Origin of the sequence: Desulfobulbus rhabdoformis (genome assembly GCF_016919065.1) — a bacterium.
GTDB lineage: Bacteria > Desulfobacterota > Desulfobulbia > Desulfobulbales > Desulfobulbaceae > Desulfobulbus > Desulfobulbus rhabdoformis.
In genome coordinates this window covers 1-15,386 of sequence record NZ_JAFFQA010000008.1, presented here as the reverse complement: position 1 = coordinate 15,386, position 15,386 = coordinate 1, and the positions used below count along the sequence as shown (strand labels likewise).

The 15,386-nt window shown below is 48.8% G+C and carries 11 protein-coding genes and 2 pseudogenes; 6 read left to right on the top strand and 7 right to left on the bottom strand.

Going from position 1 to position 15,386, the window contains the following annotated elements:
- Positions 1-32: 32 nt before the first annotated feature.
- From JWJ90_RS05815 to JWJ90_RS05805, 3 genes are read right to left on the bottom strand one after another with little or no spacing between them, the layout of a single operon-like run.
- On the bottom strand, positions 33-881 hold the full coding sequence (locus JWJ90_RS05815; protein ID WP_205226261.1) for a 2-oxoacid:ferredoxin oxidoreductase subunit beta: 849 nt from the start codon (positions 879-881) through the stop codon (positions 33-35).
- A gap of 3 nt (positions 882-884) precedes the next feature.
- Positions 885-2,030 carry a 2-oxoacid:acceptor oxidoreductase subunit alpha gene (locus JWJ90_RS05810; RefSeq protein WP_205226260.1) on the bottom strand — a complete coding sequence of 382 codons (1,146 nt, stop codon included), beginning with the start codon at positions 2,028-2,030 and terminating at the stop codon, positions 885-887.
- A 24-nt stretch (positions 2,031-2,054) separates the two neighbouring features.
- Complete coding sequence (locus JWJ90_RS05805) at positions 2,055-2,327, bottom strand: 4Fe-4S dicluster domain-containing protein (protein ID WP_205226259.1); 273 nt, start codon at positions 2,325-2,327, stop codon at positions 2,055-2,057.
- 440 nt (positions 2,328-2,767) lie between these two features.
- On the opposite strand from JWJ90_RS05805, the gene JWJ90_RS05800 reads away from it, so the two are divergent.
- On the top strand, positions 2,768-4,495 hold the full coding sequence (locus tag JWJ90_RS05800) for a methyl-accepting chemotaxis protein (protein WP_205226258.1): 1,728 nt from the start codon (positions 2,768-2,770) through the stop codon (positions 4,493-4,495).
- 144 nt (positions 4,496-4,639) lie between these two features.
- Here the strand turns inward: JWJ90_RS05800 and JWJ90_RS05795 are convergent, their stop codons facing one another.
- Positions 4,640-5,905, bottom strand: coding sequence for a hypothetical protein (locus JWJ90_RS05795; RefSeq protein ID WP_240194772.1), 1,266 nt, complete (start codon positions 5,903-5,905; stop codon positions 4,640-4,642).
- Between the two features lie 259 nt (positions 5,906-6,164).
- On the opposite strand from JWJ90_RS05795, the gene JWJ90_RS05790 reads away from it, so the two are divergent.
- Both JWJ90_RS05790 and JWJ90_RS05785 read left to right on the top strand, forming a co-directional pair.
- On the top strand, positions 6,165-7,508 hold the full coding sequence (locus JWJ90_RS05790) for an FAD-dependent oxidoreductase (RefSeq protein ID WP_205226257.1): 1,344 nt from the start codon (positions 6,165-6,167) through the stop codon (positions 7,506-7,508).
- A 168-nt stretch (positions 7,509-7,676) separates the two neighbouring features.
- Positions 7,677-8,105, top strand: a complete 429-nt coding sequence (locus JWJ90_RS05785) for a winged helix-turn-helix domain-containing protein (protein ID WP_240194771.1) — start codon at positions 7,677-7,679, stop codon at positions 8,103-8,105.
- A gap of 117 nt (positions 8,106-8,222) precedes the next feature.
- Here the strand turns inward: JWJ90_RS05785 and JWJ90_RS05780 are convergent.
- Both JWJ90_RS05780 and JWJ90_RS05775 read right to left on the bottom strand, forming a co-directional pair.
- Positions 8,223-9,190: pseudogene (locus tag JWJ90_RS05780) on the bottom strand (ISNCY family transposase); the annotation flags it as partial.
- 215 nt (positions 9,191-9,405) lie between these two features.
- Complete coding sequence (locus JWJ90_RS05775) at positions 9,406-10,260, bottom strand: phospholipase C/P1 nuclease family protein (protein WP_205226256.1); 855 nt, start codon at positions 10,258-10,260, stop codon at positions 9,406-9,408.
- 859 nt (positions 10,261-11,119) lie between these two features.
- Here JWJ90_RS05775 and JWJ90_RS05770 point away from each other — a divergent pair.
- From JWJ90_RS05770 to JWJ90_RS05760, 3 genes are all read left to right on the top strand, one after another.
- Complete coding sequence (locus tag JWJ90_RS05770) at positions 11,120-12,703, top strand: flavocytochrome c (RefSeq protein WP_205226255.1); 1,584 nt, start codon at positions 11,120-11,122, stop codon at positions 12,701-12,703.
- Between the two features lie 260 nt (positions 12,704-12,963).
- On the top strand, positions 12,964-13,704 hold the full coding sequence (locus tag JWJ90_RS05765; protein ID WP_205226254.1) for a cytochrome c3 family protein: 741 nt from the start codon (positions 12,964-12,966) through the stop codon (positions 13,702-13,704).
- A 467-nt stretch (positions 13,705-14,171) separates the two neighbouring features.
- Positions 14,172-15,134: a hypothetical protein gene (locus JWJ90_RS05760; protein WP_205226253.1), complete on the top strand. Its 963-nt coding sequence runs from the start codon at positions 14,172-14,174 to the stop codon at positions 15,132-15,134.
- A 40-nt stretch (positions 15,135-15,174) separates the two neighbouring features.
- On the opposite strand, the pseudogene JWJ90_RS05755 reads toward JWJ90_RS05760, so the two are convergent.
- A pseudogene (locus JWJ90_RS05755) lies at positions 15,175-15,386 on the bottom strand (IS256 family transposase); the annotation flags it as partial.

Genomic DNA, 15,386 nt, shown 5'->3' with positions numbered 1-15,386 from the left:
CCCGAAGAGCAAATCAGAGTGCGTTAGGATGATTAATCGTCGATGCAGGGACGGTGCATTTCAGTATAGCGATCATCACAGGTCGACTTGTCGATATGGATAAACTTACCGATCACTACGCCTTTGCCAAAATCGATATCCGCCTCAGCTGGATTGGCCCCATGCTTGATGATGGTGTGGTCCTGGTAGAGTTTCATGGTATCGATGGGTTTTTCCTTGTTGCGGCGACCATAGTTGATCGGACAGGGAGAAAGCACCTCGATAAAGGAAAACCCTTTATGGTTGATGGCCTCGTTGATTGCCGTGGTCAGGTCCCGTGTCTGGAGGATGGTCCAGCGGGCAACGTAGGAGGCACCGGCGGCATAGGCCAAAAGTGGCAGATTGAAGGGCGAATCCGGGTTACCCAGCGGCGTGGTGGTGGACTTGGCCATATTGGGCGTGGTTGCAGCCACCTGACCACCGGTCATACCATAGGTGAGGTTGTTGACACAGATAACGGTCATATCCATGTTGCGACGGGCAGCATGGATGAAGTGATTGCCACCGATGGCAAAGAGGTCACCGTCCCCGGAGAAGACAATAACCTTCAAATCCGGTCTGGCCATTTTGATGCCGCTGGCAAAGGGAATGGCGCGACCGTGGGTGGTATGAAAGGAGTCCAGTTTGATATAACCGGCGCCACGGGCTGAACAGCCAATTCCTGAAACCATGGTGAACTGATTATAAGGAAGTTCTGTGGCCTTAATGGCGGAGAGGCAGGAAGAGAACACCGTACCGATACCGCAGCCCGGACACCAAATATGGGGAATGCGTTCGGTGCGGATGAGGTCGTCAAGCGGATGCTCTGGTGGCTTAGCCAGTTTTTTAGGATTAGTGGTCATGGCTTAAAACTCCTCCTGAATGCAGGCGAGAACCTTTTCCGGATGAATAATCTTACCGCCGGCGCTGCCGACCAGCACTGCTTTGGCATCACCACCGGCACAGCGTTCCACCTCGTAGTGGACCTGGCCAAGATTGATTTCCACGGTGATAAAGCCTTTTACTTTTTTGGCAATTTCACGAATCATTTCCTCGGGAAAAGGCCAGACCGTAATCAGCCTGAGCAGACCTACCTTGTAGCCTTTGGCGCGGGCCTGATCCACGGCGGAAAGCCCGGTGCGCACAGAAACCCCGTAGCTGACGACAACGATATCCGCATCTTCCATCTTGTAGGATTCGGTCTCGATGATGTCATCGAGATTATTGCGGATTTTCCCCTTAATCCGGGTCATCATCTCTTCCTGAGCTTCCACGGTCATGGCCGGGTATCCACGTTCATCGTGGGTGAGGCCGGTGACATGGACATTGTAGCCATCACCGATGGCAGGCATGGGCGCAACACCGTTAGGCCCGGCCTCATAGAGATGGAACCGGTCTTTACGCCCGCTTGGTTTGGGGCGATCGACCACTTGAATCTTTTTGGCCTCCGGAATAACGACCTTCTCGCTCATGTGGCCCACGATCTCATCGGCCATAACCAATACAGGAACCCGGTACTTCTCGCTGAGATTAAAGGCGCGGATGGTTTGGTAAAAACAATCCTGTGGAGAAGAAGGTGCCAGAGCAATCAACTCATAATCGCCGTGGGATCCCCAGCGGGCCTGCATCATATCGCCCTGCCCTGTTTGCGTCGGGAGTCCGGTTGAAGGACCGGTACGCTGGACATTAACTATAACGCAGGGGGTTTCGGTACAGACTCCAAGGCCTAAGTTTTCCATCATCAGGGAAAAACCGGGGCCAGAGGTGGCTGTCATGGATTTTACCCCGGTCCAGGCTGCACCAAGGATAGAGGCGATGGCCGCGATTTCATCTTCCATCTGAATAAAGGTGCCGCCAATATCGGGGAGACGGGCAGCCATGTGCTCCGCTATTTCCGTGGCGGGGGTGATGGGATAGGCGCCGAAAAATTTGCACCCGGCAGCAATGGCACCTTCGGCGCAGGCGACATCGCCAGTGATATAATGTTCGCCGGTGAGAACAGCTGGTTTCATAAACAAGCTCACATATAGAAAAAGTTACTTAGTCTCTGCGGGCTCTGATTCCACCGAAAAGATGGCAAATTCAGGGCAAATAATCTCGCAGTAGTGGCAGTTGACACATTCACCCTCTTTGGTGACGATGGGTGGATGATAGCCTTTACGATTAAATTTCTCAGAAAATTGCAGGATGTCCTTGGGGCAGAATTCAATGCAGTAGCCGCAGCCTTTACACCGATCATCAATAATACACACTGTTCCCAGAGTGACCTGTATCTCCTGGGTATCAAGAGGTACTCGCCAAAAAGCCATATCTATTTGCCTGTACTGTTGTGGAGGTTACCTGGCCTGTGCCAAGAGTGAAGTAATCCTGCACAGGTAGAAGAAATGCGGAGGATTGGAACCTCCCAAATTCGAAGATCCTAAATAAACAGCCATTTCAGGCAGGTGTCAAGCATCAAAAAAATTAACACCTAAAAAAACTGAGACAGGGGCGCAAAAAGTCCTACGGTGTCTTCATTTCTTCACGAAACATTCATTTTTGTAAACAGGACCTACCGACTGGGTAATTTTGCCCCATATCATTTTCAACGCATGAATGCGATAAAGATTCACAAATAACAGAACCATTACTGGACAGTCTTTTCCCATCAGGCCTATAATATATTTCAATACCCTCTAGCAATTAATTGAGAAAACAGACAAAAAGATGGTTTTCTTTCTCTCCTTTCATTCTCTTGAGGCTCTTGTATATGCTGCAACAGATACGGATTAGAACCAGAATTCTTCTTATTCTTTTGGGCATCGTTGTCTTGTTTTTGGTGATGGCATTTTACATCACCAGTACGGCTAATACTATTCGGGATCTTGGTACCGAGGCTACTTCAGAGGTGATGATGGAGGGACAAAAAGCCAAAGTCAAGGTTTCCAGTCATGCCATGGCGATTGCCTTATCCGAGGCAGTAAAAAAATCGGGCCTGAAAAATACAGAAAAAATTAACGAACTGTTGCGGGCCATGGTTAAATCAGCCCGATACGAAAACGACCGCTCCGGTTACTTTTTCATTTATAAAGGTCATGTCAATATTGCTTTTCCAGTTAAGGAAGAGGCACAGGGAAAGGACCTGGGAAATTTAAAGGATAAAAACGGTGTCTATGTCATTCGAGAGCTTGACAAGAAGGCCCGTTCGGGAGGTGGTTACGTTAGCTATATCTGGCCCAAACCCGGTGCTGGCGATACGCCGAAGATCAGCTACGCTGAAATGATTCCAGGACTGGACATGTGGGTGGGGACCGGAATCTACATTGATAATATCGAGCAGACAAAAAACCAACTCCATCAGGAGATGACTCGGATTGCCGCTAAAAAGACCATGCACATGGAACTGATTGCAGGAGCCATCTTTCTCTCCATTGTCGTGTTCTGTTTTATTGTTGCCTGGGGGATCAGCAGCGGCTTGAAAAACCTCATTACCAGCTTTCGAGATGTTGCTGAGGGCGAGGGCGATCTGACCAAACGCATTAGCGTTGATTCCAGGGATGAACTGGGAGAACTCGGAACCCTGTTCAACACCTTTTTAGGCAAACTGCAGAAAATGATCCAAAAAATCGCAGAAGAGGCAGCAGAGGTCAACACATCAGCCCACTCGCTGACTGACCTTTCCACTTCGATCAACTCCAGTTCCAATGAAACGGCCTCCATTGCCTCAAACGTAGCCCACGGAACAGGTGAGATGAGTGATAACCTGAAAATGGTTGCGCTAACCATGGATGACTCGTCAAGCAATACAGCCATGGTGGCCGAGGTGGCCCAGGAGATGACAGGTACCATTACCAATATTGCCTCCAATGCTGAAAAGGCCAATGCCATCACCGAAGAGGCCGTGGAACAGGCAACCAAGGCATCCAAACGCATGGGTGAACTGGGCGAGGCTGCAGACGCCATTGGCAAGGTCACGGAAACCATTACTGATATTTCCGAACAGACCAATCTTCTAGCGCTCAACGCCACTATCGAAGCGGCGCGGGCCGGTGAATCTGGCAAAGGCTTTGCTGTTGTTGCCAACGAAATTAAAGAGTTGGCCAAACAAACGGCGGAGGCAACCCAACATATCAAAAATCAGATCAGCGATATGCAGTCCACCACCGAAATGACGGTGGGGGAAATCGAAGGAATCTCCTCAATTATCCACCAGGTCAGTGAACTGGTCAGCACTATCACCTTTGCGGTTGAAGAACAGAGCGCGGCCACAGGGGAAATAGCCAACAGCATTGATTCAGTTTCTAAAGGCTTGGGAGATATCAATGAAAGTGTCAATCACAGCTCTAACGTGGCTGAAAACATAGCTCAAGATATTCAGAAAGTAAGCGGTGCAGCGGAAGAGATCACCGTCTCCAGTGACCAGATGCGGCAACAGGCGGAGCAACTGCAAAATCTGGCCACAGAACTCACGACGATTGTCAGCCGTTTTAAGATATAAGGAGAGAATCAACGATTACTGCAGGCCGGAGGAACGTTCCACGGTCTGCAGTTTTTATTGAGCCCTCAATCCGCGACTGTGGGGCGAGCTGAACAGGGAATGTGATTATACATAGATCCGCGTTTATTCAAGTTGATTGACGGTTCACCGATCACGCGCCGTTACGGGTTCGGGTGAGTTTTTAAAAAGCTGCTTCACTACCTCGGGCAGATCTCCCTTGGGGTGAAGGCTGCCATCGACATCAACACGATACAGTCCAAACCACTGCTCAGGATCCTGGGCATCCTGTTTGAGTGCTCCCTGCGGAGGTTTGGCGCTTTTCCACCATTCATCCTGAAATTCAAAAAAATTCATTCCACAAAACTTCTCCTTGCCTCGGGCTGTCTGCAGGTCATTCCAGACTCCTGTAAGTACCTTTTTCACTGCTTGGACACTGTTCCCCCCAAACCCGGGAATATCCTCCCGGGGAGCAATGGGTGAGGTCGAAAGCCCTACCTGTGTTATAAACAGTGGTTGCTGAAACTTTTCTGCAAGCTCCTCTATATAACCTTGATACGTGGTTTTGGTGACGCTCCCAGGTTTGGATGTTTTAACGCCATTGGCATAGGTATACACATTCAGGCAAATCAGATCCCCCATATCGGGCACCAAAACACTTGCCTGGCTGACTTCAAGATCATCACGCTCCGCCAATGGTCCTACATGGGTCCAGCTGGTATGACAGTAGAGATGCCGCTGGCCATAGGTGTTGATCTCATATTCCATGGCAGCATCCACCAAACGTGCCAGCGCAATCTCCGTGGGGGTCCGGTTTTGCAGATGCAGGTATTTCCCCTCAAAATTCCGTACTTCAGGATGCAGTCGATCCGTTGAGGCAATACATTTTGCCTGCAACTCATCCCCTATGGAGAAGAGCACCAACCGATCCGGTCGCCCCACCCGGTAGGTGTGATCGATAACCTCTTTTATATCCTTCAGGGTTTTTTCTTGAAAAACCGGTGCCAAAAAATCTTCTTCATAGGCCCAAACCCAGATATCCTGTCCATATACAAGGTCGGTGTCATCCAGGGCCTGAAAAAAACTCTCCGGCATCAGGCGCGGAAAAACGTGAAGGTAGTTGGCCTGCATCTTTTTAACCAAAGCGAGGTGGTGTTCGTATCGCCCATCATTTCCAGGCTGCTGCCCTAAAACCGGTGACTCGCCTGGGAGAAAGGGGGAATACCCTATACCATTAAAGAAACAGGGGGCCTGCGGTGCGTTTCGATCAAAGACCCTGTTTCCCTGAACAACAAAACGTTGAGGTGAGGGAGTATCTGGATCTAACTGCATGGTCTTTACAGGCTCAGCCCTACATCCTCCAATAAGGACAAGGCACAACAGGGTAATATAGATTTCAAATTTGTTGATCATCTCCGCACCTGTTTACAAGATGTACGTTTCGTGTTGTTTTTGGATACAGTGGATAACCAATACTTGTTTGTAGCCTGCATCCGTATAATGTATTGAGAGAGCGAACAGCGAAGCACTTTCCTCTATAATTTTTTTTACCCAAAAAGATGATTATTAGAGGCTTTAAAGCGACAAATCTCTGTTCAGCTGCTGCCATAGATGGTTTGCTCGAAATATGCTGAAAAGACAAGGACAATAAAATAACCGCAGGAGAAAAATTATGCGTTTTGTCATTATTGGTGGAGATGCCGCCGGTATGAGCGCTGCAAGCCGGGCCAAGCGAAACAATCCTGAGTTGGAAGTGATAGTGCTTGAACAGGGGCACGACGTTTCGTATAGCGCCTGTAATATTCCGTATAACATAGCTGCCCCTGAGCGTGAAATAGATGACCTGGTCGTCCGCAGTGCCGATGCCTTTCGTCAAAAACAAGAGATTGATCTGCGAACCGGGCACCGGGTAGACGCCATTATCCCCGAAGAAAAGACCATCAGTGGAATCGCTCAAGACAACAGCTCATTTAGACTGAGCTATGACCATCTTCTCATAGCCACAGGAGCCAGTCCCATCCGTCCACAGATTGACGGCATAGACTTACCGGGCGTATTCGTTGTTAAAAACCTGGAAGACGGGCGGGGCATTAAAGAATTTCTCAAAACCCGCCAGGTCCGGCAATGCGTGATTATCGGCATGGGCTACATTGCCCTTGAAATGGCAGAAGCCTTGAGCGAGCGCGCCATTGCCATAGACATGATCAAGCCCCGGAAAGGATTGTTGCCCTGGCTGGATGAAAACCTGGCCCATCAGGTCCGTACCCACCTGGATGAACAGGGGGTCGGCCTGCATGACGGGCATACGCTGGAGAAGATAGTCCAACAGGGAGAGCAGTTACAGGTCATCTCTTCGGACATGCATCTTGATTGTGATATGGTGATTGTCGCTATCGGGGTCAGCCCCAATGCAGAACTGGCTCGGCAGGCTGGGCTTCAACTCAGCGTCTCAGACTCTATCAGCGTTGATCACCAACTGCGCACCTCTGTGCCTGAGATATTTGCAGCCGGTGACTGCGCCGACAGTTACCACCTGGTCACCGATGAAAAAACATGGATCCCTCTGGCCTTACGGGCGAACCGCGCAGGCTGGGCAGTGGCGGATACGGTCTGTGGGCACCCGGTACGTCTTGCGGGTATCGCCGGGACGGCGGTCTTTAAAACCTTTGCCATGCAGGTAGCCCGCTCCGGACTTACCCAAGACGAGGCCACAAAGGCAGGTTTTGAGCCTGTTTCAGTGCAGATACAGGCCAAATCAAGGGCGGGCATATATCCTGGGGCACAACCCATCTATGTGGCCATGGTGGGCGACAAAGCCACTGGGCTGTTATTAGGAGCTCAGGCGGTGGGAACAGATCAGGTGGCCCACCGCATCAATGCTGTTGCCGTCGCCCTGCAGGCAAAAATGAGTGTAATGGAATTCACTCAGGCGGACCTCGCCTACGCGCCCCCTTTCGGTCCCACCTGGGATCCCTTTCTGATTGCGGCGAACCAACTCCTCAAAAAACTGGTCTAGCCTTTTCGCCTCAAGACCGTTTTTTTTCTTTTCAGGAATCTTCATAAAAATATTTGCGCTTGCCCGGTACCCCGACTTGGGGTACTTGTGCAACCGTGTGTCCCCCCCTTGGGGAGAGCGCTCGAATTCTTTTCAGCTATTACAATAGAACTTTACCCTGGATTCCCAATGCCGAAAACTCGAAAACCAACCAGCGAAAATGCCATGGTCAGCGGCCAGCTTAAAAGCGGACTGCACATTAAAGGCCGTCTCTGGATAGAACAGGATGGCACGACCTACCTTTCCTGGGGACGGATTGTCCTGCTTGAGCGTATTGGTGAATACGGTTCGGTATCAGCGGCGGCCAAGTCCATGCAGATGAGTTTCAGTCATGCCTGGCATCTGGTCGAGAACATGAATGCATTGGCCCCGGAACCGCTGGTGGAAAAACAGGCTGGCGGACGGCGCGGTGGCGGAGCCTGGCTCACCGAGGCCGGCCAACAGGCCATCCTTGATTTTTGGAAAATGGTGGCCAGATTTCAAGAGTGGATGGATAAGGAAGAACTTACCGAGTATCAGGTATTCGCCGGTAGCCCCCCACCCCTTTCTGAGCCCTGAATATCTGATTAAGGGTGTCTTGAATAATTAGTGGCCGACCGAAAACCGCATTTATGGGCAACAAATTTTGCACAGCGCAGCTGCGGCTTTTTTATTTAGCTTATTACCTGGACCTTTTGCACGTAATGCAAGGAACCTCTGTTTCGTCCCGTCTACCATGGAAACGGCTACATGTTCATCGGAGATCTTTTCCATTACCTGATGATGGAGAATAAACCGATCTCGGTCTTCCATGATACAGACCCGCAGCCCAAGCTCCACCGGAACACCAGCCTTGCCTTTGCTGATCCATTCGGTATGGGGATGAAACAGAAAAAATACCTTTTCTTCGTGAGCAATACGTTCCCCCTGGAGCACACGCCGGTCAATCTGGTCGATTTGTCGTCGGGCGTGTTGGATGAAAGAATTCAATTCGCCAGACGCACCATGATGAAAGGATCGTGCGGGCTGAGATGTTCACAGGTGTACTCAGCCAGTGTCAGATGGGTTTAGGCAAGATTCAGATAGGCGCGATGAGCCTCTTGAATCTCCAACTTTTTTTGTTGCAGTTTGCGTTCATCCTCGGATGTGGAGTGTTTGAGCCGCTGCACCTTTCGGTATTGCTTTCTGAATTGCCTCTGGTGGTATTTGTGTTGTCGCCACCCCGACAGGTTGCAGGTATCGGCTAAATCTGCGCAGATCTCGATAGCCTTACGGATAGCGTCAAGCAGCAGATTAATATCCGTTGGGAAAAATGAACATCTGTCTTGACGACAAAGGAATCACAGCGCCCGACGATGCCCCCTGCTGTTTTTTTTAAGGCATTGTGGCCCAATCTGAGCCCCCCACAAGACCAGAATCTGCCATTGGGTCATGCCGGGACGACCGTTATTGGGATCTGCCTTGACGGTTTTTCCTTCGATTTGATGCTCAGGTAAATCTTCTTCGAGAAGAGCAAATATCGGCCCACGCAGTTCTGGTGTGGTATAAATGTGCTGGAGGCCTCGCAGGATCTGTGGAATATCGTCACGGGATTTGGGATCCAGCTTGATAGCGGCGATAGGCAGTTCGCCCAACTGCATCTGAGGGGCAATAACTTTGCGCATGTGATTTTCGTCCGGTGAAGATTTTGCGGTGATTATCGTTTTATCCGTTCAGAGTCGCTCCAGCGTGGCTCTTTGAATAAGAATATAACATAATAATCAGCATGTTATATGCCCATTCCTGTTACGCTCGTTATTTGCAATCGCGTTTTCTTCACATGGGGTTTCCTGTAGTAACCCATTGATTGAGCACCTATTTAATACTTTCCAACCAGGCACTAATTATGATTTTCCCTGAGCAAGATTAGTATCTGCAAACTATCTGAAATGGCACTTATGATTCGTTCATTATGGTATTGCTCGAACACGCTTTTAGAAAACCCATCTTTTTGGTCCCAGTATGTCATTTTCCCATAACAACCGAATTCAGGCTTTGGAATTTCACCGCACTTCTCCCCAACCAATTCATATTTTCGCCAAAAATTAGTCCAGTTATCTGCAACAATCCTTCCGTTTTCCATTACTTGTGAATTGATTGACGCAATGGTTCTTTCAGCCGCATTTGTAAGAAGTTTGTTTAACCCGGTAATTGTCAATGCCCCTTTTCGTTGAAGGACATTATCCAACTGATTGGAACTAAAAGATATTCTGGCGATTTCTCCAGGTACTAATTTGTCAAATTGATCTTTGGTTGTATGGTAAACAGGTACTGTGTGTGGTGGTGAACTCATGTCCTGAATATGATGGACGAGTCTGCCGGCAAGTTTATAACATTCTTGCACGTTACTGGAATTCAGTGTGACAAAATCTTTCGCCAAGTTGTTAAATCGATGCGTGTTGGACCGGTAGGCCCCCCACCAAGTACGGCCAAGACGTTTTCCAGGATCGTAAAAATGCCAGTTGAACAGCCTCTGGACATTTAAAGTTATGGCATCCTCCTCGACCGATCCTTCGATGAAGCGTTTGGCCAATTCGTCGGTCAGTACGGTGTCTTGAGGGTAGAGATACCTGTATAACTGAACGGCTTTTTCAGAAATTTCACGATGAACGTTTTTGTTGAACCCCCATGCCACCGACGTCAAACCACATAGAAATAGTGTAATTGCGAATTTACCGAAGTTTCTTGCGCGCATAATTTCCTCCCGTACAGATACTCCTGCCCACCATCGACGGATACCTCTTCTAGCTAATTCCTGAATCCGTGACGGCGGGTGGTCACTGAACAGCATATCAAATTAATGGGGCAAAGATTTTTAAATTAATTCATTTGTTGTTCAGCTTCACCCGCCGCCCCTTGGGGCATCCATCAGCACGCCACTTTCATTGCCTGCATCATACCGATAAAGTGTACTTTAATCGGTACGTCACAAACAACGAAACTGACGCCCCGATGAATGCTCACGGATTTAGGTAATTGTAAGATCTAATCGTTTTATTGGTAAGTTGCCACCGGGCAACCGCTACATAGTCTCAAACAAACTCAAGCCCCACGGCAATTCGCTGCAGGCATAAATAAGCGAGCCAAGGGTATAGGGATCATCATAACAATGTTGCTCAAAAGCCAGAAAAAAAGCGGCTCATGGCAATGATGACAAGGTCGATGATGCCCTCCAACGGGGTTTCCCACCCAAAGATGAGATTCCCTCATCATTTTTCAAGATAATTACCCCTTTAAAAAACCTTTTTTCAGTTACTTAAAAATCGTTTTATCATCGAGGAGTACTGATCCCAAAGTTTGAATTCAAGCAGGAAAGTGCGAGAAAAACAACATATCAATATAACTGATTTTTTCTATAAATAAAACTTTGAATTTCAGGTAATCGTATTAAAATACAGCCAAAATCTACTGAAAAAAATTGACATGTTAGCCCCTTAAATTACCAAAGAGTAATTTCATGAAATTTCTTTTGCTTTATTGATCCATCAACAGCCAGCGATACCTGTGGCAGGTATTTGTTCGGGCAAGAACAAGCATGGAATTAGGAGGCAATAATGAAAGAAAAGAAACAGAATTGTCAAAAGAATCAGGATACTGAATCTGTTGCTTCTTCACAATGCCAGGTGACAAGGAGGGCGGTTTTACAGGGTGCGGTTGCCCTGGGGGCTGCCACAGTCGGTGGTATGGCACTTAACCTAACTGTGGCGAAGCAGGCGGAGGCAGCGGAACGAGCCATGCCCCAAACATGGGATGAAACTATTGATATTGCCATTATCGGTTCGGGATTTGCGGGGTTGTCTGCCGCTGCGGAAGCTGCCGACAAGGGAGGGGCCGTGATTATTTTCGAAAAAAGATCGACCTACGGCGGGAACTCCATCATCAATGGTGGCGAGTACAACGCTTGGGATGATGAGCTGCATCTCCGCCAGCAGCTCAAGCTGGGAGATGACAGTGCGGAGTTGCACAAAAACGACACCCTCAAGGGAGGCGACAATTACGGCTCACCGGAACTGGTCGAAATCCTCACAGCTCATGCCCCTGAGGCCCTAAACTGGATGATTGACAACGGTGGGCTGAAACTGCGCAACATTCTCAACCGAACCGGCGGACACACGGCCTATCGAACCCATACATGCGAGGAGGGCGTCGGTCGGGGGTATACGGAGGCGATCAAAAAAATTGCCGTGGGTAAAGGTGCAAAGATCCGCTTGAACTCCACCCTAAAATGGATCTGGCGCAAGGACGCCGACCCGCAGTCGCCGGTGGAGGGTATCGAGGTGCAAACAGGAAGAAGAACGAAAAATATCAAGATAACTAAAGCGCTGATCCTTGCCTCCGGTGGGTTTAGCCGAGACATCAAGATGCGTCAATCCTTCAACCCCAGCATCGTGCCTGAGTTTAACTGCACGAACCAACCGGGGGCCACTGGGGAGGTCATCCGCAATGCCCAGGCCATTGGTGCGGATGCCTTGCAGATGGCATTTATCCAGCTCTACCCTTATGCGGAGCCGGAAACGGGAATGTTGGATGCCCCTGCGGTGTATCCATTCCGGGGACCGGGATACGGCATTGTCTATGTGAACAGAAAAGGAAAACGGTTTGTCAATGAAATGGAGCGCCGTGACGTCGTGTCTATGGCGCAAATCAAAACCGGAATGAAACCGACCTATTCTATCTTTAACGAGGCCATGATTCCTAAAATGGGAACCATGGAAGAGGTTGAAAAAGGTTTGGCAAAAGGTAGATTCATTCGTGCGGCGACCATGGCGGAACTGGCGAAAAAACTGCAAATTTCCGCAAACGTGCTTCAAGAAACCATCGACACCCATAACCGGTATCTGGCTGCGGGCAAGGATCCAGATTTTGGTCGGCAGTTCACTAAGGCCATGATCCCCCTGCTGGATGGACCGTTCTATGCCATTGCTCAATGGCCAGCGGTTCACCATACCATGGGAGGGCTGCGCATAAATAGCGAGGCCCAAGTGATTGACATCTGGGGAAATCCTATTCCGAAACTTTTTGCAGCCGGGGAAGTGACCGGTGGTATCCATGGAGATAACCGATTGGGCGGCAATGCCATTCCGGATTGCATAGTGTTTGGGCGAATTGCTGGAACGAGTGCGCAAAAGGCTGGTTGATCACGCTGAACTTTAATGGAGAGGCAGGAGCGGGTCACACGCCCCTTTTCCTGCCGATGTCAAAACAGCCAATTCGTCGACCAGGAACGTTTATAAGCCTGATTGCCATTGGGGAACGGATCTCTTCTCCGGAAACCTCCTCGAGGAGGCCCTTTAATGCATTAGGCGAATAGGTATTGGAGGTTTCTGGTTGTTCGTATTTAGCCTTGAGGGGTGAGGTATTATCTTTCGAACCCCTCCAGATGCCATGAGATGAGATCATGAAAAAAAGATGGCGGTACGTGGCTTGGGCTATTTTTTGGTCAAGCCTAGATATCCTTGGGGGCTCAGGCCAGGTCCAAGCGGTAAAGGACAGCTCGAAGTCTCCATCTGTAAACCAGGCCTCCTGCACACAGTGCCATGATGATTGGGCGGCAACACTCCCCGCAAAGCATAAACCCGTGGCGCAGGCGTCGCTGCAAGTCTGCGTGCAGTGCCATTCCCCTCAAGGCTGGGGAATGGATGCGCGAAACGCGTTTGACACCCGTATACACATGGCCCACCTTGGTGATCAGGTCGGGGTAGACTGCCTGCAGTGCCACCAGTGGGCGCCCGGCGGTCCCTTGCTTTTGCATGGTGTTGGTGGCCAGTACGGTAGGTTTACCTTGGGAGACTTTGAGCTGATGCGAGAAATTTATCTTGCTGCATCGAGCTCTTCTTTGCTTGATCACGAGCATCTCGTTCAGGGGGTAACCTGTTCAGCCTGCCATGCAGACGGTTTTTTCGATCAGGTAGACAACGGTATCTGTTTGTCGTGTCACGGCCCAATGGATACCCTGATCGCCAAGACAACCCCGAAGCAGTTTCCAGATAGGAATCCGCATAAATCGCATTTGGGCGAGATCAGTTGCACGGTTTGTCATGTGCTCCACGGACAGCAAAAAATATACTGCCTTGAGTGTCATCCAAATTTTAAGCTGCGCTTTGACGGCGCCCCCTCCTTGAAGCAAGCAATGGAGTGACCAAGGCGATCTTGAATCCTCATTACTGTTGAATTGCCGCTGGGGTGAACAGAAAACTTCCTGGAGAATGGTTCTCTGGGGAGTTTTTTTGTTGTTTGGGGATCACATCCATTTGTTTATCGAAAGTCATGATCAGGAGCCTTGGTTTATGAGCATGGGATTATCCCTGAAAACCTCGGTGCATTCTGGATTGGCAATATCGCCTTGAAAAAAGACAAAAAGCTGGAAATCTATAGGTATTCCGTTAACTCTACCACCAGGGGGTTAATAATAAATGGGTAAACAATAATCGCCAATACGATTATGTAATATGTAGTCATCTTACAGCTGAGATTTGCAAAATCTATTTCAGCATATGCACGGACCTATTTTCCTGTATCTAGTTAAAGTTTTGTCAGCTTCTGTCCGATATAGATCATATTTGATTTATTTTATATTTCTCAAAACGATATGAGCAGGAGGAGGTTATGTCGATAACAGGGATGTTACAGAGTGTGATCCCTTCCAGCAGTTCGTATTCCACACAAATATCAGGTAGGCTCTCTTTTGAGGAGAAGGCAAATACCTCGTCTTCGGACGTTGGAGATATGGTATCACTGTCGGCGGAATCACTATCTGTAGATATTGATTCCGATTCAGCTTCAACTACGGTTGAACTGAGCTCACAGTCCGTTTCACTAACGGTGTCTTCGATGTTGGAAAATTATGACCTCACGAATATAACTCCTAACGATCTCGACTGTTTAAGTGCTGAGCTTTACAATAACGGGATAATTTCGAAAGAACAATTTCTTACGCTTGGCTCAATCTCCTTTTATCATAAATATGGCAACGAACACGTTTTAAATCCTGACGATAGCCCGTTTAATTTATTAAGTGATCTTAGAGACATAGCATCTGGTAATCATGAATGTCTGTCTTGCAGCACTTGGGACAGGGATACCAACTACCAAAATGATTTAGCCAGCAGTCTGCTGGACATCCTTAAGGATCTCCACGACACAACCATAGAGGTCAGCACCGAATCTGTTTCAGCCGAGCTTACCATAGAAAATGCTCTTGGGGACTATGACCTCACGAGTATAACTCCAGGTGATGCACGTCGTTTTGCCAGTACATTGTGGAAAAGTGGTATTATTTCTACCGATGAATTTCAGACGATTTTGGTCATAGCGACAAAAAATCAATTTCCATATGCACCTGGCGTTGAGGGGCCAGCCAATGACAACCCGTTTAATCTCTTGGAGCAAATAAACCAAGTGGCAAATGGAACTCACGAACAATTATCAGCCGACAACCATCAGTGGCTGGCTTTTGACGGACGAAAAACAAGCGTCAGCCTGCTGGATATTCTGACAGAGCTTGAATACGACACCAGTGCGACGCTTGAAGTGGATTATTCATCCCTCAACTTCAAAATAACAGCATAACGATAGAGTTATGGTCAAGTCTGGTGTTTAGGAATAGCTCTCAAATGACGGCCCTGTTCAGTTCGTCTTCTGTTACAGGGGTGACAGGCTCCCCATCCTTGAACTTGACGCCCCGGATAATCTCTGCAAGGAGCTTGAATCCTCGTAGCCTTTGCCACTTTTTTTCTGCACTCATTCCCAGTTTATAGACCATGGCCAAGATTGTTCGGCGGGCAACACAGCCCCGGGTCTTATCTGTTCTTAGCCGTACTG

Bases quoted from the DNA above. Each gene is read 5' to 3' on its own strand.
- JWJ90_RS05760 (WP_205226253.1), top strand. From the start codon at position 14,172: ATGTCGATAACAGGGATGTTACAGAGTGTGATCCCTTCCAGCAGTTCG.
- JWJ90_RS05770 (WP_205226255.1), top strand. From the start codon at position 11,120: ATGAAAGAAAAGAAACAGAATTGTCAAAAGAATCAGGATACTGAATCT.
- JWJ90_RS05795 (WP_240194772.1), bottom strand. From the start codon at position 5,905: ATGATCAACAAATTTGAAATCTATATTACCCTGTTGTGCCTTGTCCTT.
- JWJ90_RS05765 (WP_205226254.1), top strand. From the start codon at position 12,964: ATGAAAAAAAGATGGCGGTACGTGGCTTGGGCTATTTTTTGGTCAAGC.
- JWJ90_RS05785 (WP_240194771.1), top strand. From the start codon at position 7,677: ATGCCGAAAACTCGAAAACCAACCAGCGAAAATGCCATGGTCAGCGGC.
- JWJ90_RS05790 (WP_205226257.1), top strand. From the start codon at position 6,165: ATGCGTTTTGTCATTATTGGTGGAGATGCCGCCGGTATGAGCGCTGCA.
- JWJ90_RS05775 (WP_205226256.1), bottom strand. From the start codon at position 10,260: ATGCGCGCAAGAAACTTCGGTAAATTCGCAATTACACTATTTCTATGT.
- JWJ90_RS05800 (WP_205226258.1), top strand. From the start codon at position 2,768: ATGCTGCAACAGATACGGATTAGAACCAGAATTCTTCTTATTCTTTTG.
- JWJ90_RS05805 (WP_205226259.1), bottom strand. From the start codon at position 2,327: ATGGCTTTTTGGCGAGTACCTCTTGATACCCAGGAGATACAGGTCACT.
- JWJ90_RS05810 (WP_205226260.1), bottom strand. From the start codon at position 2,030: ATGAAACCAGCTGTTCTCACCGGCGAACATTATATCACTGGCGATGTC.
- JWJ90_RS05815 (WP_205226261.1), bottom strand. From the start codon at position 881: ATGACCACTAATCCTAAAAAACTGGCTAAGCCACCAGAGCATCCGCTT.